The organism is Pseudomonas sp. LW8 (genome assembly GCF_041956865.1).
GTDB classification, from domain to species: Bacteria; Pseudomonadota; Gammaproteobacteria; order Pseudomonadales; family Pseudomonadaceae; genus Aquipseudomonas; species Aquipseudomonas siliginis.
The window spans coordinates 4,504,211-4,522,697 of record NZ_CP168138.1; the positions used below are offsets into that span (position 1 = coordinate 4,504,211).

At 59.7% G+C, this 18,487-nt stretch carries 17 protein-coding genes; 12 read left to right on the top strand and 5 right to left on the bottom strand.

Annotated elements, in window-relative coordinates; all coding sequences use genetic code 11:
* Positions 1-11: 11 nt before the first annotated feature.
* Complete coding sequence (locus AB9L16_RS20295) at positions 12-2,117, bottom strand: molybdopterin oxidoreductase family protein (RefSeq protein ID WP_375122613.1); 2,106 nt, start codon at positions 2,115-2,117, stop codon at positions 12-14.
* A 135-nt stretch (positions 2,118-2,252) separates the two neighbouring features.
* On the bottom strand, positions 2,253-2,543 hold the full coding sequence (locus AB9L16_RS20300; protein ID WP_041479870.1) for a hypothetical protein: 291 nt from the start codon (positions 2,541-2,543) through the stop codon (positions 2,253-2,255).
* Positions 2,544-2,949: 406 nt separating this feature from the next.
* Between AB9L16_RS20300 and argF the strand changes: the two genes are divergently transcribed.
* Positions 2,950-3,870 (top strand): ornithine carbamoyltransferase, encoded by a 921-nt coding sequence (gene argF, locus AB9L16_RS20305; protein WP_041479871.1) that lies wholly within the window; start codon positions 2,950-2,952, stop codon positions 3,868-3,870.
* Positions 3,867-4,976 carry an ABC transporter ATP-binding protein gene (locus AB9L16_RS20310; protein WP_258707139.1) on the top strand — a complete coding sequence of 370 codons (1,110 nt, stop codon included), beginning with the start codon at positions 3,867-3,869 and terminating at the stop codon, positions 4,974-4,976. The genes argF and AB9L16_RS20310 overlap by 4 nt, the downstream gene beginning before the upstream one ends.
* Before the next feature lie 120 nt (positions 4,977-5,096).
* Here AB9L16_RS20310 and AB9L16_RS20315 read toward each other — a convergent pair whose 3' ends face one another.
* Both AB9L16_RS20315 and ybaK read right to left on the bottom strand, forming a co-directional pair.
* Positions 5,097-5,879: a PhzF family phenazine biosynthesis protein gene (locus AB9L16_RS20315; protein ID WP_252876832.1), complete on the bottom strand. Its 783-nt coding sequence runs from the start codon at positions 5,877-5,879 to the stop codon at positions 5,097-5,099.
* A gap of 99 nt (positions 5,880-5,978) precedes the next feature.
* Entirely contained in the window at positions 5,979-6,449 is a 471-nt protein-coding gene (ybaK, locus tag AB9L16_RS20320) for a Cys-tRNA(Pro) deacylase (protein ID WP_095181783.1), read from the bottom strand.
* 351 nt (positions 6,450-6,800) lie between these two features.
* On the opposite strand from ybaK, the gene AB9L16_RS20325 reads away from it, so the two are divergent.
* The 4 genes from AB9L16_RS20325 (at position 6,801) to glpD (ending at position 11,909) form a co-directional block, all read left to right on the top strand.
* Complete coding sequence (locus tag AB9L16_RS20325) at positions 6,801-7,652, top strand: MIP/aquaporin family protein (protein ID WP_041479875.1); 852 nt, start codon at positions 6,801-6,803, stop codon at positions 7,650-7,652.
* Positions 7,653-7,729: 77 nt separating this feature from the next.
* The gene (glpK, locus tag AB9L16_RS20330) at positions 7,730-9,232 is read left to right on the top strand and encodes a glycerol kinase GlpK (protein ID WP_024014162.1); all 1,503 of its coding nucleotides are present in this window, start codon (positions 7,730-7,732) and stop codon (positions 9,230-9,232) included.
* 95 nt (positions 9,233-9,327) lie between these two features.
* On the top strand, positions 9,328-10,083 hold the full coding sequence (locus tag AB9L16_RS20335) for a DeoR/GlpR family transcriptional regulator (RefSeq protein ID WP_095181782.1): 756 nt from the start codon (positions 9,328-9,330) through the stop codon (positions 10,081-10,083).
* A 290-nt stretch (positions 10,084-10,373) separates the two neighbouring features.
* The gene (gene glpD / locus AB9L16_RS20340) at positions 10,374-11,909 is read left to right on the top strand and encodes a glycerol-3-phosphate dehydrogenase (RefSeq protein WP_375122614.1); all 1,536 of its coding nucleotides are present in this window, start codon (positions 10,374-10,376) and stop codon (positions 11,907-11,909) included.
* An 86-nt stretch (positions 11,910-11,995) separates the two neighbouring features.
* Here glpD and AB9L16_RS20345 read toward each other — a convergent pair whose 3' ends face one another.
* The gene (locus AB9L16_RS20345; protein WP_252869568.1) at positions 11,996-12,883 is read right to left on the bottom strand and encodes a LysR family transcriptional regulator; all 888 of its coding nucleotides are present in this window, start codon (positions 12,881-12,883) and stop codon (positions 11,996-11,998) included.
* Positions 12,884-12,988: 105 nt separating this feature from the next.
* Between AB9L16_RS20345 and AB9L16_RS20350 the strand changes: the two genes are divergently transcribed.
* The 6 genes from AB9L16_RS20350 to AB9L16_RS20375 all read left to right on the top strand — a co-directional run bounded on the left by AB9L16_RS20350 (position 12,989) and on the right by AB9L16_RS20375 (position 18,283).
* Complete coding sequence (locus AB9L16_RS20350) at positions 12,989-14,341, top strand: MFS transporter (RefSeq protein ID WP_375122615.1); 1,353 nt, start codon at positions 12,989-12,991, stop codon at positions 14,339-14,341.
* On the top strand, positions 14,338-14,748 hold the full coding sequence (locus AB9L16_RS20355; RefSeq protein WP_095181780.1) for a DUF4440 domain-containing protein: 411 nt from the start codon (positions 14,338-14,340) through the stop codon (positions 14,746-14,748). The genes AB9L16_RS20350 and AB9L16_RS20355 overlap by 4 nt, the downstream gene beginning before the upstream one ends.
* Positions 14,749-15,019: 271 nt before the next feature.
* On the top strand, positions 15,020-15,934 hold the full coding sequence (locus AB9L16_RS20360; RefSeq protein WP_095181779.1) for a glutamate/aspartate ABC transporter substrate-binding protein: 915 nt from the start codon (positions 15,020-15,022) through the stop codon (positions 15,932-15,934).
* Positions 15,935-16,134: 200 nt separating this feature from the next.
* Positions 16,135-16,881, top strand: a complete 747-nt coding sequence (locus AB9L16_RS20365) for an amino acid ABC transporter permease (protein WP_056790046.1) — start codon at positions 16,135-16,137, stop codon at positions 16,879-16,881.
* A complete protein-coding gene (locus tag AB9L16_RS20370) occupies positions 16,881-17,552 on the top strand; it encodes an amino acid ABC transporter permease (RefSeq protein WP_016773391.1) in 672 nt (223 codons plus the stop codon). The genes AB9L16_RS20365 and AB9L16_RS20370 overlap by 1 nt, the downstream gene beginning before the upstream one ends.
* Complete coding sequence (locus AB9L16_RS20375) at positions 17,549-18,283, top strand: amino acid ABC transporter ATP-binding protein (protein WP_016773390.1); 735 nt, start codon at positions 17,549-17,551, stop codon at positions 18,281-18,283. The genes AB9L16_RS20370 and AB9L16_RS20375 overlap by 4 nt, the downstream gene beginning before the upstream one ends.
* The last annotated feature ends 204 nt before the right edge of the window (positions 18,284-18,487 follow it).

Below are 18,487 nucleotides of genomic sequence, written 5' to 3' on the forward strand. Positions count from 1 at the left end.
GACAGACCCGCTCAAGCCGCCGCCACTGTCACCGGCACACCGTTCAACGCCGCGTTGCCCGACAGTTCGTCAAGCTGACACTCGTCGGTCAGGTCGTTGGCGCTCGACCCCGGCTGGCCGCTGGCGATCGCCATCTGCACGCCCGGGCGCGCATGGCCCCAGCCGTGCGGCAGGCTGACCACGCCTTTCATCATGTCGAGACTGGCGAGCACTTCCACCTCGATCTGCCCGACCCGCGAACTCACCCGAACCCGTTGCCCGTCGGCCAGGCCACGGCTGGCCAGATCATCCGGGTGCATCAGCAACTGATGCCGCGGCTTGCCCTTCACCAGTCGATGGAAGTTGTGCATCCACGAATTGTTGCTGCGCACATGGCGGCGGCCGATCATCAACAACTCATCGGCAGCCGGCGCCTGCAACGCGGCAAAGCGTGCGAGATCAGCGAGAATTTCCGGCGGTGCGGCCTGGATACGCTGATTCGGCGTTTTCAGACGTGATGCCAGATTCGGCTTCAGCGCACCCAGATCCACGCCATGCGGATGATCGAACAGCGTCGCCAACGACAACTTGTGCTCGGACGCATCGCCGTAGCGGCCCATGCGCAGGCCCATGTCGATCATCTTCGCCGGCGGCATCGTCGGTTTCAGCTCCTTGCCGGTTTTCTCGGCGAAGGCCTTGGCCAAACCGACGAAGATCTCCCAGTCGTGCAGCGCACCCTCGGGCTTGGCGAGGATCGCGCGATTGAAGCGGGTCACGTTACGCACCGCAAACAGGTTGAAAGTGGTGTCGTAGTGATCGTTTTCCAGCGCCGAGGTCGACGGCAGGATCAGATCGGCATAGCGCGTGGTTTCGTTGATGTACAAGTCGATGCTGAGCATGAAGTCGAGGCCGTCCAGCGCCTGTTCCAGTTGCCGGCCGTTGGGTGTCGACAACACCGGGTTGCCGGCCACGGTGATCAGCGCGCGGATCTGCCCCTCGCCCTCCGTGAGCATTTCTTCAGCGAGCGCCGAGACCGGCAACTCGCCGCCGTATTCAGGACGCCCGGAAACCCGGCTCTGCCATTTGTTGAAATGCCCGCCCGAGGTCGACGCCACCAGGTCCACCGCTGGCTCGGTGCACAGGGCACCGCCAACGCGGTCGAGGTTGCCCGTGACCAGGTTGATCAACTGCACCACCCAATGACACAAGGTGCCGAAGGCCTGGGTCGAGACGCCCATGCGTCCATAGCAGACGGCGCTTGGCGCGGCAGCGAAGTCGCGGGCGAGTTGGCGGATCTGCTCGGCAGGCACCGCGCAAAGTGGGCTCATGGCTTCGGCGCTGAACGCCGCCACGGCGTTGCGCACCTCATCCAGGCCATCGACCGGCAAATGGCTGTCGCGGGTCAGGCCTTCGCTGAACAGCGTATTGAGCATGCCGAACAACAGCGCCGCATCGCCGCCCGGGCGAACGAATACATGTTGATCGGCCATCGCTGCGGTTTCGCTGCGCCGCGGATCGACCACCACCACTTTGCCGCCACGTGCCTGAATAGCCTTCAGGCGCTTCTCGACATCCGGCACGGTCATGATGCTGCCGTTGGACGCCAGCGGATTGCCGCCGAGAATCAGCATGAAATCGGTGTGGTCGATGTCCGGGATCGGCAACAGCAGACCGTGGCCGTACATCAGATAGCTGCTGAGGTGATGCGGCAGTTGATCGACTGAAGTGGCCGAATAACGATTGCGGGTTTTCAGCAACCCCAGGAAGTAATTGCTGTGGGTCATCAGGCCGTAGTTGTGCACGCTCGGATTGCCCTGATACACCGCAACGGCGTTCTGGCCGTGACGTTCCTGAATCGCCGCGAGTTTCTCGGCCACCAGCGCAAACGCCTCGTCCCATTCGATCGGCAGCCATTCGCTGCCGACGCGGCGCATTGGCTGACGCAGGCGGTCGGGATCGTTCTGAATATCTTGCAGAGCCACGGCTTTCGGGCAGATATGGCCGCGGCTGAAGGTGTCGAGGGCATCGCCCTTGATCGAGGTGATCGCGACATCGCCATCGGTTTCCGTAGTTTCGATGGTCAGCCCGCAAATGGCTTCGCACAGGTGGCACGCACGGTGGTGAAGAGTCTTGGTCATGGCCAGTCTCTGTCTTGTTCGGGGGCAGGCAATCACGCCCGCGGGAACAAAACTATGGCCCGTGCGCGGAGCAGGCGCCAGCGACGTTCGTCTCGTGAATCGACGGTTATCAGGGCAGCCGATAAACCGTCGCGATCAGTTCGAAGGCAACTGCGGCGGTGCGGCCAGCTGGATTTCCTGGATGGTTTCGATCTGCTCGTGGGCGACGTGGACGCCGGTGAGCTCGCCGATCAACCGCCAGTGCTCATCGAGCCCGGCGCTGATGGTGGCCATGCGATCGATCATGTGTCGGCCGGCGGATTTGACCACTTCGTCGTCACTGCGCAGCAACTCGAAAGACATCGAGGTGACTGACGCGGTGAGATGGGTCAGAGAGCGAGCCGTGTGGCCCAGCAGCTCCATTAACAGTTGTTCTTTCGATTCCATGCGGAGGCTTCCTGCGTCGCTCGAAACTTATTTATAACCCAGCACTTTGCTTTAGCAAATGTTTCAGTCTGAACATCCGACCAAGCGAATCGGTGGCGCAGCGTTCGCAAACCGACCAGGACCGCTGCGTTGCCGTCGCGGCGCATTGCCAAGCGCGGCGGCGCCAGTGTACAAAGAGGCTCACCGCTGTACTGAATCCGGCTTCAACATGCGTGATCGAAATGCTCGGTCCGCGCTCCGAATACCGCTGACAAAAGTACCCTATTGGAAAAACGCGACATTTAGTGTCAATATCGCGCCTTCCCCTATTTCGTCGCCCCGTGCGGCTTACGCCGCAGGTCTCGCCCGTTGTTCCGTTAAACAAGGCTTTGAGCATCTGCGGTCTGTAGCAAAAAGGTAGTCAATGATGAGCGCAAGGCACTTTCTCTCCCTGATGGATTGCACGCCCGAAGAGCTGGTCAGCGTGATCCGTCGAGGCGTTGAGCTCAAGGACCTGCGTAACCGCGGCGTACTGTTCGAGCCTCTGAAAAACCGCGTGCTGGGGATGATCTTCGAAAAATCCTCGACCCGTACCCGGATCTCCTTCGAGGCCGGCATGATCCAGCTCGGCGGCCAGGCAATCTTCCTGTCCCCGCGCGACACCCAACTGGGCCGTGGCGAGCCGATCAGCGATTGCGCCATCGTCATGTCGAGCATGCTCGATGCGGTGATGATCCGCACCTTCGCCCACAGCACCCTCACCGAATTCGCCGCCAACTCGCGGGTGCCGGTGATCAACGGCCTGTCCGATGATCTGCACCCGTGCCAGTTGCTCGCCGACATGCAGACCTTCCTTGAGCACCGTGGCTCGATCCAGGGCAAGACCGTGGCCTGGATCGGTGACGGCAACAACATGTGCAACAGCTATATAGAAGCGGCGATCCAGTTCGACTTCCAGTTGCGCGTTGCCTGCCCGGAAGGCTACGAGCCGAACCCGGAATTCGTCGCCCAGGCTGGTGATCGCGTGACCATCGTCCGCGATCCGCAAGACGCCGTGCTTGGTGCGCATCTGGTCAGCACCGACGTCTGGACTTCGATGGGCCAGGAAGAGGAAACTGCCAAGCGCCTCAAGCTGTTCGCGCCGTTTCAGGTCAACCGTGCCTTGCTCGACCTCGCTGCCGAGGACGTGCTGTTCATGCACTGCCTGCCGGCGCACCGTGGCGAAGAAATCAGTCTCGACCTGCTCGATGACCCGCGCTCCGTCGCCTGGGATCAGGCAGAAAACCGTCTCCACGCACAGAAGGCCCTGCTCGAGTTCCTCGTTGAACCGGCATATCACCACGCATGAGCCATGAATTACTGCTGAACCTGCGCAACCTCGCTTGCGGCTACCAAGATCAACGCGTGGTGCAGAACCTCAATCTGCACCTCAACGCCGGCGACATCGGCTGCCTGCTCGGCTCGTCCGGCTGCGGCAAGACCACTACCCTGCGCGCAATCGCCGGTTTCGAACCGGTGCATGAAGGCGAAATCACCCTAGGTGGCGAAACCCTGTCCAGTGCCGGTTTCACCCTGGCGCCGGAGAAACGCCGGATCGGCATGGTGTTTCAGGACTACGCGCTGTTCCCGCACCTGAGCGTGGCCGACAATATCGCTTTCGGCATTCGTAAGCACCCGAACAAGGCGCGCGTGGTCGAAGAGCTGCTGGAACTGGTCAACCTGAAAAACCTCGGCAAGCGCTTCCCCCACGAATTGTCCGGCGGTCAGCAACAGCGCGTCGCCCTCGCCCGCGCCCTGGCGCCGGAGCCGCAGTTGCTGCTGCTCGACGAGCCGTTCTCCAATCTCGATGGCGAACTGCGCCGCAAGCTCAGCCATGAGGTGCGCGACATCCTCAAGGCCCGTGGTACCAGCGCGATTCTGGTCACCCACGATCAGGAAGAAGCCTTTGCCGTCAGCGATCACGTTGGCGTATTCAAGGAAGGTCGGCTGGAACAGTGGGATACGCCCTACAACCTCTACCACGAACCGGCGACGCCGTATGTCGCCAGTTTCATCGGTCAGGGCTATTTCATTCGCGGCCAGCTCGTCACCCCGGAATCGGTGCAGACCGAGCTGGGTGAACTGCGCGGCAACCGTGCTTACACTTGGCCGATTGGCGGTGCGGTGGATGTGCTGTTGCGTCCGGATGACATTGTTTACGCGCCGGACAGCGCGTTGAAGGCGCAGATTGTCGGCAAGACATTCCTCGGCGCGGCGACCTTGTATCGCCTGCAACTGCCGACCGGCGCGCAGCTGGAATCGATCTTCCCCAGCCACGCCGATCATCTGGTTGGCGCGCAGGTCGGGATTCGCGTAGCGGCGGATCACCTGGTGCTGTTCCAGGCTTCGGGCAGCACGGCGGCGCAGATTCCGGCGGTGGAAAACGGCGTCCGTCGGTTCAGCACCAGCCTTTGATCCGCACTGGATAAAAATTGTGGGAGCGAGCCTGCTCGCGAATGCGGTGTTTCAGTCGCCGAAGATGTTGACTGAAAGAGCGCTTTCGCGAGCAGGCTCGCTCCCACAGTTGGTATTGCCTCAGCCTAAAAACAGGGTACCGCTGGCCACCAGCGTCGCATTGCCGCCAATCTTCACCCGCTCACCTTCCAGCCGACAAAACAACTCGCCGCCCCGCGCCGAGCGCTGGCACGCGGTCAGATTCGCTTTGCCCAGACGCTTGGACCAGTACGGAATCAGGCTGCAATGCGTCGAACCAGTCACCGGGTCTTCATTGATACCGATCGCCGGGGCGAAATAGCGCGAGACGAAGTCGTGCTGATTGCCACGCGCGGTGACGATTGCACCCAGCCATGGCAGTTTCGCCAGCGCCGCCATGTCCGGTTTGCAGTCGAGCACGGCCTGCTCCGATTCCAGCACCACGAACAGTTCGTTGGAGCCGAGCACATCAACAGCCTCGACACCCAGCGCCCGCTCGACATCCAGCGTCACGCCGATTTCCGAAGGCACGATGGTCGGGAAATCCAGCCACAGCCGGTCGCCTTCGCGGCTGACACTCAGCGGCCCGGACTTGCAGATGAAGTCGATGCGCTCGGCGCTTTCCTTATAGATTTCGAACAGTACAAACGCGCTGGCCAGGGTCGCATGCCCGCACAGCGGCACTTCGGTGGTCGGGGTGAACCAGCGGATATGCCAGGCCTGCCCTTCGCGCACCAGAAACGCAGTCTCCGCCAGGTTGTGTTCGGCGGCGATCTTCTGCATCAAGTCATCGGCCAGCCAGCTGTCGAGCCGATAGACCATCGCCGGGTTGCCACTGAACGGCCGATCACTGAACGCGTCGACCTGATGAAACGCAAGCTGCATGATTTTCTCCCTGAATTGGTCGACCGAGCATGCAACGGCGGCCCGGATCAGTGCCAGTGACAGAAGCGCAATTTTTTCTTCATACAGCTGGCGCGCATTTTAAGCCCGGCCGATATCGGCGAACTGCGCCTGAGTGTGCTCGGCCAGCACCGCCGGTGCCAATTCCACTTCCAGTCCTCGCCGCCCGGCACTCACATAGATAGTCGCGAACCCCTGAGCGGAATTGTCGATGAAGGTGCGCAGGCGTTTCTTCTGCCCGAGCGGGCTGATGCCGCCCAACAGGTAGCCGGTGGAGCGTTGCGCTGCAGCGGGATCAGCCATTTCGGCTTTCTTCACTCCAGCGGCATGGGCCAGGCCCTTGAGGTCGAGCGTTCCGACGACCGGCACCACAGCCACCAGCAGTTCGCCTTTTTCACTGGCGGCCAGCAAGGTTTTGAACACTTGCGCCGGTGCGAGCCCGAGCTTCTCCGCCGCCTCCAGCCCATAGGACGCGGCCTTCGGATCATGTTCGTAACTGTGCACGCGATGTTCGGCACGAACTTTTTTCAACAAGTCCAACGCTGGGGTCATGGCAGCTCCGGGTTCGGCAATCTTTGAAAAAACCTGCGGCGGATTCTAGGTCATCGTTGGGCAAAAGGCTCTATTCCAAGCCGCGAATCCCGTGGCTTCGCGCTGCATTCAAGCTGATCGCCGCGCTGATCATTCACATGGCGAATAGTTTTATTGTGACCGACAGTTCACTTTCGACCTTTGACAGGTTTGTTTCTTGTCTATATTTTTTCGAATCTGAATAATGTAAGAATCATGCTCAACGCAGTACCCAGCAGTAACCCGGGAACCGAATGGGGATTCCGACCCGGTGAAGATCGCGCCCTGCTCCGTTGGCAAGGCGCCACACAAGAAAAAGAACCGAGGTTTTCAATGACAGCTGCTTTACCGCAACCATCGCTTTCCGGCCAATGCATGGCCGAATTCCTGGGCACCGCCCTTCTGATCTTCTTCGGCACCGGTTGTGTCGCCGCGCTCAAAGTCGCAGGTGCCAGCTTCGGCCTGTGGGAGATCAGCATCATCTGGGGCGTCGGCGTGAGCATGGCGATCTACCTCACCGCCGGGGTTTCCGGCGCGCACCTGAACCCGGCAGTGAGCATTGCTCTGGCGATCTTCGCTGACTTCGAAAAGCGCAAACTGCCGTTCTACATTCTTTCGCAGATTGCCGGCGCCTTCTGCGGCGCATTGCTGGTCTACACGCTCTACAGCAATCTGTTCTTCGATTACGAACAAACCCACCAGATGATTCGTGGCTCGGCCGCCAGCCTTGAATTGGCCTCGGTGTTCTCCACCTACCCGAATCCGGTGCTGTCGACGGCCCAGGCATTTCTGGTCGAGATGATCATCACCGCGATCCTGATGGGCGTGATCATGGCCCTGACCGATGACAACAACGGCTTGCCACGCGGCCCGATGGCGCCGTTGCTGATCGGTTTGCTGATTGCCGTGATCGGCAGTGCGATGGGTCCGCTGACCGGTTTCGCGATGAACCCTGCGCGTGACTTCGGTCCGAAACTGATGACTTTCTTTACCGGTTGGGGTGAAATTTCCTTCACCGGTGGTCGTGATATCCCTTATTTCCTGATTCCGATTTTTGCACCGATTGTCGGTGCCTGCCTCGGTGCTGCCGGGTATCGCGGGCTCATCGCCCGTCACCTGACCGGCGCCACACCTGCTACAAAGGATGCAGAACCGGCCATTGACGGCAAACCAAGAACTTCTTGAAACAGTCGGCGCCGGCTCCTGCCCATCCGAGCCGGCGCCACGGCCCACTCTCGTTTTTTTCGTCCAAGGCAATCGACATGACCGACATTCAGAACAAGAACTACATCATTGCCCTTGATCAGGGTACGACCAGTTCGCGCGCGATCATCTTCGACCGCGACGCGAACGTAGTCTGCACCGCGCAGCGCGAATTCGTTCAGCATTACCCGCAGGCCGGTTGGGTCGAGCACGACCCGATGGAAATCTTCGCCACCCAGAGCGCGGTGATGGTTGAAGCGCTGGCGCAAGCCGGCCTGCACCATGACCAGGTTGCCGCGATCGGTATCACCAACCAGCGTGAAACCACCGTGGTCTGGGACAAGACCACCGGCCGCCCCGTGTATAACGCGATCGTCTGGCAGTGCCGCCGCAGCACCGAGATCTGCCAGCAGCTCAAGCGCGATGGCCACGAAGACTACATCCGCGACACCACCGGCCTGGTCACCGACCCGTACTTCTCCGGCACCAAACTGAAGTGGATCCTCGACAACGTCGAAGGCAGCCGCGAGCGTGCGCGCAACGGCGAGCTGCTGTTCGGCACCGTCGATAGCTGGCTGATCTGGAAATTCACCGGCGGCAAGGTGCACGTCACCGACTACACCAACGCCTCGCGCACCATGCTCTTCAACATTCACTCGCTGGAGTGGGACTCGAAGATGCTGGAGATCCTCGACATCCCGCGCGAGATGCTCCCGGAAGTCAAAGCGTCCTCGGAAATCTACGGCCGCACCAAGAGCGGCATCGCTATCGGCGGTATCGCCGGCGACCAGCAGGCAGCACTGTTCGGGCAGATGTGCGTCGAGCCGGGCCAAGCGAAAAACACCTACGGCACCGGTTGCTTCCTGCTGATGAACACCGGCGACAAAGCGGTGAAATCCCAGCACGGCATGCTCACCACCATCGCCTGCGGCCCTCGCGGCGAAGTTGCCTACGCACTCGAAGGTGCAGTGTTCAACGGCGGCTCGACCGTGCAATGGCTGCGTGATGAACTGAAAATCGTCAACGACGCCCACGACACCGAATACTTTGCCAACAAGGTCAAGGACAGCAACGGCGTGTATCTGGTGCCGGCGTTCACCGGTCTCGGCGCGCCGTACTGGGACCCGTATGCCCGTGGCGCACTGTTCGGCCTGACGCGCGGCGTACGTGTGGATCACATCATCCGCGCCGCGCTGGAGTCGATCGCCTACCAGACCCGCGACGTACTCGACGCCATGCAACAGGATTCCGGCGAACGCCTCAAAGCTCTGCGCGTGGACGGCGGTGCGGTGGCGAACAACTTCCTCATGCAGTTCCAGGCCGACATCCTCGGCACCCAGGTCGAACGCCCGCAAATGCGCGAAACCACCGCACTCGGCGCGGCTTATCTGGCCGGCCTGGCCTGCGGTTTCTGGGGCAGCCTGGAAGAATTGCGCGGCAAGGCAGTGATCGAGCGCGAGTTCGAACCGAGCCTTGACGAAACCGAGAAAGAGAAACTCTACAAAGGCTGGAAAAAAGCCGTCAGCCGCACCCGTGACTGGGCGCGTGAGGACGCTGAATAAGCCAGCCTTGAGTTACACATAGGTATCTAACTGGTCGGGAGCGGATTCCTGCGGCATCATGGGCAAATTTTGCACGGCAGCCCAAAGGAAGCCCCATGAATCTGCCTCCCCGTCAGCAGCAAATCCTCGAGCTGGTCCGCGAACGCGGCTATGTGAGCATCGAGGAAATGGCCACGCTGTTCGTTGTCACCCCGCAAACAATCCGCCGCGACATCAACCAGCTCGCGGAAGCCAATCTGCTGCGTCGCTACCACGGTGGCGCCGCTTACGATTCCAGTGTTGAAAACACCGCGTATGCCATGCGTGCCGATCAGATGCGCGATGAAAAGCAACGCATCGGTGAAGCCATTGCCGCGCAGATCCCCGATCACGCCTCGCTGTTCATCAATATCGGTACCACCACCGAATCGATCGCCCGCGCCCTGCTCAATCACAGCCACCTGAAAATCATCACCAACAACCTGCACGTCGCCTCGATGCTCAGCGCCAAGGATGATTTCGATGTGCTGCTGACCGGCGGCAACGTGCGCCGCGACGGCGGTGTGGTCGGTCAGGCGAGTGTGGACTTCATCAATCAGTTCAAGGTCGATTTCGCCTTGGTCGGGATCAGCGGGATCGATGAGGACGGCAGCCTGCTCGACTTCGATTATCAGGAAGTCCGGGTCAGCCAGGCGATCATCGCCAACGCGCGACAGGTGATTCTGGCAGCGGATTCGAGCAAGTTCGGGCGTAATGCGATGATTCGATTGGGGCCGATCAGCCTGATCGATTGTCTGGTCACCGATCAGCAGCCGGTACCGGCGCTGACGCAGTTGTTGAGTCAGCACAAGATTCGTCTGGAAGTCGTCTGAACCCTCTCCCTCGCTGACCGAACCGACGCCTTCGCGAGCAGGCTCGCTCCCACTCTTGGAATGTATTGCAAAATGTGGGAGCGAGCCTGCTCGCGAAAACAATCGATCACACAACACATCTTCTGCGCCCTTGCGCGCGTTCATGTTCGAAAATTTTCTTTTAATCGCCCTTCGATGAGTTTTTTCAATCGAACGCGACTGGCTGCGCGCGTGTTTATGGGCTACCATTTTCGCAAATGAACATTTATGTTCGATTTCCAATACAAAATCAAAAGAACCGAGGCCAGCCGATGTCCACCTCTACCTTGCGTACGCCCCCTCTCTCCGAGATCTATGACATTGCCGTGATTGGCGGCGGGATCAACGGCGTGGGGATCGCAGCGGATGCCGCCGGTCGCGGTCTTTCGGTGTTCCTTTGCGAAAAAGACGACCTGGCCAGCCACACCTCGTCGGCCAGCAGCAAGCTGATCCACGGTGGCCTGCGCTATCTGGAACATTACGAATTCCGTCTGGTGCGTGAAGCGCTCGCCGAGCGTGAAGTGTTGCTGGCCAAGGCGCCGCATATCGTCAAACCGATGCGTTTCGTACTGCCACACCGCCCGCACCTGCGTCCGGCGTGGATGATTCGTGCCGGCCTGTTCCTCTACGACAACCTTGGCAAACGCGAAAAGCTGCCAGGTTCGAAAAGCCTGAAGTTCGGCGCCGACAGCGCGCTGAAAAGCGAAATCAAGAAAGGCTTCGAATACTCCGATTGCTGGGTCGATGACGCCCGCCTCGTGGTCCTGAACGCCATGGCCGCCCGTGAAAAAGGCGCGCATGTGCATACCCAGACCCGCTGTGTCAGTGCCCGCCGCACCAAAGGTCTGTGGCACCTGCATCTGGAGCGCGCCGACGGCAGTTTGTTTTCGATCACCGCCAAAGCACTGGTCAACGCCGCCGGCCCATGGGTGGCCAAGTTCATCCGTGACGACCTGAAGATGGAATCGCCGTATGGCATCCGTCTGATCCAGGGCAGCCACATCATCGTGCCGAAACTGTACGAAGGCGAACATGCGCATATTTTGCAAAACGAAGATCAGCGCATCGTTTTCACTATTCCGTACCTGAACCACTTCACCCTGATCGGCACTACCGACCGCGAGTACACCGGCGACCCGGCGAAAGTAGCGATCACCGAAGGCGAAACCGATTACGTGCTGAAAGTGGTCAACGCCCACTTCAAGAAGCAGCTCAGCCGCGAAGACATCCTGCACAGTTACTCGGGCGTTCGGCCGCTGTGCAACGACGAGTCCGACAATCCGTCTGCGGTCACCCGCGATTACACCCTGGCGCTGTCGGGCAACGCCGAGGAAGCGCCGCTGCTGTCGGTGTTCGGCGGCAAGCTGACCACTTACCGCAAGCTCGCCGAGTCGGCGATGGCGCAGTTGATGCCGTTCTTCACCCAGATGCGCCCGAGCTGGACCGCGACCGCCACCCTGCCCGGCGGCGAAGACATGACCACGCCAGAGGCCCTGAGCGCGCGGATTCGCGACAAGTTCGATTTCGTCCCGACCGAAATCGCCCGGCGCTGGGCCGTCACCTACGGCAGCCGCACCTGGCGCATGCTTGAAGGCGTGGAAAGCCTGGCCGACATGGGTGAGCACATCGGCGGCGGGCTCTACACCCGCGAAGTCGATTACCTGTGCAGCGAAGAGTGGGCCACTACGGCGCATGACATCCTGTGGCGCCGCACCAAGCTTGGTTTGTTCACCACACCGGAGGAACAGCAGACGCTGTCGACGTATCTGGGCAAGGTTGAGCAGAACCGGAAGATCGAGGCGGCTTGATCTTCGCCCTATCTTTTGAACGAAAGCCCCTGAATCGCAAGATTCAGGGGCTTTTTGCTAAGCCCGCAAGGCCCGGCTCCACTCCCTCACGACCCTAAATGTGCCAAAAGAAAATCGATAAACACCCGCGACTTGGGCGGCAGGTGCGGCGTGTCCGCAAACACCAGGCTGATCGGCTGTGAGGGCAGCGAGTATTCCGGCAGCACACGTACCAGATGCCCACGGGCCCTATCGTCTTCAACCATCCACGCCGGCAGCACCGACACGCCCAGCGACGACAAGGTCATCGAACGAATCGCAGTCGATGAATTCGATTGGAAATGACGGCTACCATTGATTTCGACTGCTTCCCCCACACCATCGCGTAAAACCCACTGCGTCGGCGCCAACAGATTGCTGTTGGCAATCCACGGCACGGCATTGAGATCCTGCGGTGTTTTTACCGGGTAGCGGAGCAGAAACCCTTCAGTAGCCACCAGCACAATTTCATAGTCGGCCAGTTTCCGGCTCTTGAAAGCCGAGTCCGCCAGGTTGCCCAGGCGAACCACCAGATCGAGCCGGTCGGCAAGCAGATCATTGAGCGAGGAGTTGAAGTCGTAGCACAGGCGGATGTCGGGATAACGCTCGGCGAACAGCGGAATCAGCGGCAGGATGAATCGCTCGCCGTATTCACTGGTGGAACTGATCCGCAGCGTTCCCGAAACGCGGTTTGTGCGGTGCAGTACCCTGTCAAACGCTGTGTCGATATCGGCAACGATGGTTTTGAATTCGTTGTAAAAGCTTTGCCCGGCCTCGGTCAGGGTCACGGCACGACTGTTGCGCAGCAACAGGCTGGTCGACAACGCTGCCTCCAGGGCCTTGATGTGCAGACTGACCATGGCCCGGCTGAGATTCAGATGGCTGGCAGCCTTGGTAAAAGAACCCAGTTCGGCAATCGCCAGAAACGTCTGCACCCGGTTCAAGTGCGTGTGCAGAGCGCCCTGAGTCACGGTTCAATCCCTTCAAACATTGTGTTCAGCTCCATTGCATCGACGATCGGAGTCTATCGCCCCTATGCTCGACGACAAAGGGGAAACACCATGAGTTACCGCTATAAAGTCGCGTCGATTTTCCTGCTCGGCTTCTTTATCGATTGCATCAACATCTTCATGTCGGCGGTGGCGCTGCCCAGTCTGTCAGCTACCTTGCAGGTCAGCAGCGCTTCGGTGGCGTGGGTCGCCAACGCGTACATCCTCGGACTGACGTTGATCATTGCGCTGAGCACCTGGCTGGCCGCGCGTTTTGGCAGTCGTGAAATCCTCACCGCTTCAATGCTGGTATTCAGTGGCTCGGTGTGGCTGTGCGGCCAGGCCGACAGCTTCCATGAACTGGTGATCTGGCGCTTCGTTCAGGGCATCGGCGGCGGCTTGTTGATCCCGGTCGGACAGGCACTGACGTTCAATCTTTTTCATGGCGAGCAACGCGCGAAAATATCCACGCTGATCATGGCCGTTGCCCTGATTGCCCCGGCGATGTCACCCACCGTCGGCGGCCTCATTGTCGACATCAGCTCCTGGCGCTGGGTGTTCTACAGCACCCTCCCGTTTTCGCTGCTTGCCGCCGGGCTGTCGTGGTGGTGGATCAGGGAAGGCAAACCCGCCGAGCTTCAGCGTCCGGACATCAAAGGCCTGTTGCTGGTCAGCGCGGTGCTCGCCAGTTTGCTGATGGGTATGTCGCTGTACGGCGGCGATTACCCACCGCTGGCAGCGCTGGGTTTTGTCATCGCGGGCCTGACATTCATCGCGCTGTATCTGCTGCATTACCGCCGCTGCAGTAACGCGATCATCGACTTGAGCCTGCTCAGGAGCAGAAAACTCAGCACCTCGATCTTCATCTATTACGCAATTCCGGGAGTGTTCACCGGTGTCAACCTGATGAGTATTTTCTTTTTGCAGAACACCCTGCACTTCAGCGCCCGGCTGACCGGAATGTTCATGATCCTCTATGCCATCGGTGCGTTCATCGCAATGATCCTTTGCGGTCGCGTCTACAACCGGACCGGCGCCAGACGCCTGTTCACCCTCGGCATGCTGTTGCACAGCGCCGGCATCGCCACCCTGGTGCTGGTCAATGCGTCAACTGATCTTTGGCTCATCATCATCGCCTACAGCCTGATGGGCATCGGCGGTGGCATCGGTGCCAATACCGCGCAAACTACCTCACTGATGGACTTCACCGGCGGCGATACGCACAAGGCCAGTGTCATCTGGAACATCAATCGGCAGATGTCTTTCAGCCTCGGCGCCGCACTGTTTCTGATGATCTTCAACGTGCTGCTCCCGCCGCTCGGCACCACACCGGCCTATCACGCCACCTTCGCGATTGCCGCGCTGGTCGGGCTGCTGCCGTTGCTGCAGATGAATCAACTGCCCCCTGCAAAGGAACGCCCATGACATACGATCTGATCGAACAGGCCGAACACAGTATTCACCACGTCCACGAGCTGATCCTTCGGGTATTCACTGATGCCGACGGCGCTGGCGCCGCGAGCATCGAGCCGTTGATGCAGGCATTTGCTGAGGATTTCAGCATGGTCGGTATTTCCGGGGGCGCATTGACCCGCGTCGAAGTAGAACAACTGTTCAAAGGAGCCGTAGGCGCCAAGGCGGGACTCGATATCGAGATCAGTGATTTGCACACGGTGTGGCAGGAGGACGACATGCTGGCTGTGAGCTACGTCGAAACCCAACGCTTGGACGGCGCTCAACACTCGCGGGTCGCAGTGGCGATCCTGAGCGGGCAGCCTGAAGGGGTGAAGTGGGTGTATCTGCATGAAACGCCACTGAGCCGGCAAGTCTGAGACCAGGCCACAAGATATTCGGTTTTCCGAACGCGACTCCACAGTCGATTCGGTTAACCGGATCATGCCTTCATAAAATTACCGCCATAAAACTTTAATAACGTTATAAAACAATCGCTTAACGGACTTCGACTGCTCTGGCACGAGTCATGCTCTACACTCTCTCGACGAATGCCTGCTGTGCCAACACTTCAGGAGCCGTCAGGCATTCGAAGCACAAAAAGGGCCGACAAACTGGCTCCATAAAAAAAACAATGTCGAGGAAAATTTGATGCGCATCGTTCCCCATATCCTGGGCGCAGCCATTGCTGCCGCTCTGATCAGCACGCCAGTTTTCGCCGCTGAACTCACCGGCACCCTGAAGAAGATCAAAGAGTCCGGTGTCATCACCCTGGGCCACCGTGACGCCTCCATTCCGTTCTCCTATATCGCTGATGCGTCCGGCAAGCCGGTCGGCTACTCGCACGATATCCAGCTGAAGATCGTCGAAGCGATCAAGAAAGACCTCGACCTGCCGAACCTGCAAGTCAAATACAACCTCGTCACCTCGCAGACCCGTATCCCGCTGGTGCAGAACGGCACCGTGGACGTCGAGTGCGGTTCGACCACCAACAACGTCGAGCGTCAGCAGCAGGTCGACTTCTCCGTCGGCATCTTTGAAATCGGTACCCGCCTGCTGTCCAAGAAAGACTCCAAGTACAAGGATTTCGACGATCTGAAAGGCAAGAACGTCGTAACCACCGCCGGCACCACCTCCGAGCGCATCCTCAAGGCGATGAACGCCGACAAGCAGATGGGCATGAACGTCATCTCCGCCAAAGACCACGGCGAGTCCTTCCAGATGCTGGAATCGGGCCGTGCCGTTGCCTTCATGATGGATGACGCACTGCTGGCCGGCGAAGCCGCCAAGGCCAAGAAAGCCGCCGATTGGGAAGTGACCGGCACGCCACAGTCGTACGAAATCTACGGCTGCATGATGCGCAAAGGCGACGAGCCGTTCAAAAAGGCTGTGGATGACGCGATCAAGGCCACTTACGCTTCGGGCGAAATCAACAAGATCTACGAGAAGTGGTTCATGCAGCCGATTCCGCCAAAAGGCCTGAACCTGAACTTCCCGATGAGCGACGAGCTCAAGACCCTGATCGCCAATCCGACCGACAAAGCGGCTGACGACAAGAAGTCCTGATTTTCTGACTAACCTTATCCCCTGAGGAGGCGCCTGCCTTTTCAGGGGATGGTCACTCCCTGCTGGCATTTTTCTGGAAACACTCGAACCGGTGGCTGTCGAGCCGATCGCGTGTGCCCGGTCTTTGAAAAAAGACTGGGGAGGGAACGGAGTTCCCCAGGCGGGCACTTGTACATCGATCGAATCGAGGGGAGACCCTAATGAATTACAACTGGGACTGGGGCGTGTTCTTCAAGTCCACCGGTGTGGGCAGCGAGACCTATCTCGACTGGTTCATCTCCGGTCTGGGCTGGACCATCGCCATCGCCGTCGTGGCGTGGATCATCGCCCTGCTGCTCGGCTCGCTGCTGGGCATCATGCGCACCGTGCCGAATCGCATCGTATCGGGCATCGCGACCTGCTACGTCGAGCTGTTCCGTAACGTGCCGCTGCTGGTGCAGCTGTTCATCTGGTACTTCCTGGTGCCCGATCTGCTGCCGCCGGATCTGCAGGAGTGGTACAAGCAGGACCTCAATCCGACCACCTCGGCCTACCTGAGCGTTGTCGTCTGCCTCGGTCTGTTCACCGCCGCCCGTGTCTGCGAGCAAGTGCGCACCGGTATCCAGGCACTGCCTCGGGGTCAGGAATCCGCCGCCCGCGCGATGGGTTTCAAGCTGCCGCAGATCTACTGGAACGTGCTGCTGCCCCAGGCCTACCGGATCATCATTCCGCCGCTCACCTCGGAATTCCTCAACGTGTTCAAGAACTCCTCCGTGGCGTCCCTGATCGGTTTGATGGAATTGCTGGCGCAGACCAAACAGACTGCCGAGTTCTCGGCCAACCTGTTCGAAGCGTTCACCCTGGCAACGCTGATCTATTTCACCCTCAACATGAGCCTGATGCTGCTGATGCGCCTGGTCGAGAAGAAAGTCGCGGTGCCCGGCCTGATCTCCGTGGGGGGTAAATAATGGAATTCGATTTCAGTGGCATCGTCCCGGCCATTCCCGGTTTGTGGAACGGCATGGTGATGACCCTCAAGCTGATGGCCATGGGCGTGATCGGCGGGATGATTCTCGGCACGATCCTCGCGCTGTGCCGTCTGTCGCACAACAAGCTGCTGTCGAGCATCGCTGGCGCCTACGTCAACTATTTCCGCTCGATCCCGCTGCTGCTGGTGATCACCTGGTTCTACCTGGCGGTGCCGTTCGTGCTGCGCTGGATCACCGGCGAAGACACGCCGATCGGCGCGTTCACCTCGTGCGTCGTGGCGTTCATGATGTTCGAAGCGGCGTACTTCTGCGAAATCGTCCGGGCCGGTGTGCAGTCGATTTCCAAGGGCCAGATGGGTGCTGCTCAGGCACTGGGCATGAACTACGGGCAGATGATGCGCCTGATCATCCTGCCGCAGGCGTTCCGCAAGATGACCCCGCTGCTGCTGCAGCAGAGCATCATCCTGTTCCAGGACACCTCGCTGGTCTACACCGTGGGCCTGGTGGATTTCCTCAACGCCTCGCGTGCCAGCGGCGACATCATCGGCCGCTCCAATGAGTTCCTGATTTTCGCCGGTCTCGTGTACTTCATCATCAGCTTCGCCGCCTCGCGGTTGGTCAAGCGTCTGCAAAAAAGGTTCGCCGTATGATCTCTATCAAAAACATCAACAAGTGGTATGGGGACTTCCAGGTGCTGACTGATTGCAGCACCGAGGTCAAGAAAGGCGAAGTGATCGTGGTCTGCGGCCCGTCGGGTTCCGGCAAGTCGACGCTGATCAAATGCGTCAACGCCCTGGAGCCGTTCCAGAAAGGTGATGTCGTGGTTGACGGCACGTCGATCGCCGACCCGAAAACCAACCTGCCGAAACTGCGTTCGCGCGTGGGCATGGTGTTCCAGCATTTCGAGCTTTTCCCGCACCTGACCATCACCGAAAACCTGACCATCGCGCAGATCAAGGTGCTCGGCCGCAGCAAGGAAGAGGCGACCAAAAAAGGTCTGCAGTTGCTTGAGCGCGTCGGCCTGTCGGCGCACGCCCACAAGCATCCGGGGCAACTGTCCGGTGGTCAGCAACAGCGTGTGGCGATTGCCCGCGCGCTGGCGATGGACCCGATCGTCATGCTGTTCGACGAACCGACCTCGGCGCTCGATCCGGAAATGGTCAACGAAGTGCTCGACGTGATGGTGCAACTGGCTCACGAAGGCATGACCATGATGTGCGTGACCCACGAAATGGGCTTCGCCCGTAAAGTGGCCGACCGGGTGATCTTCATGGATCAGGGCAAGATCATCGAGGACTGCCCGAAAGAGGAATTCTTCGGCGACATCAGCGCCCGCTCCGAACGCGCGCAGCACTTCCTCGAGAAAATCCTGCAGCACTAAAAGCAACACACCCGCACCCTGTCTGTGGGGTGCGGGCAGCCTGACAATGAGATCCCTTGTGGCGAGGGGATTTATCCCCGTCCGGCTGCGCAGCAGTCGTAAACCCTGTGCATGCGGTCTTTCAGTTAAACCGCAGTGATGGTTTTGGGGCCGCTTCGCGGCCCAACGGGGATAAATCCCCTCGCCACAGGCACAAACAAGTGT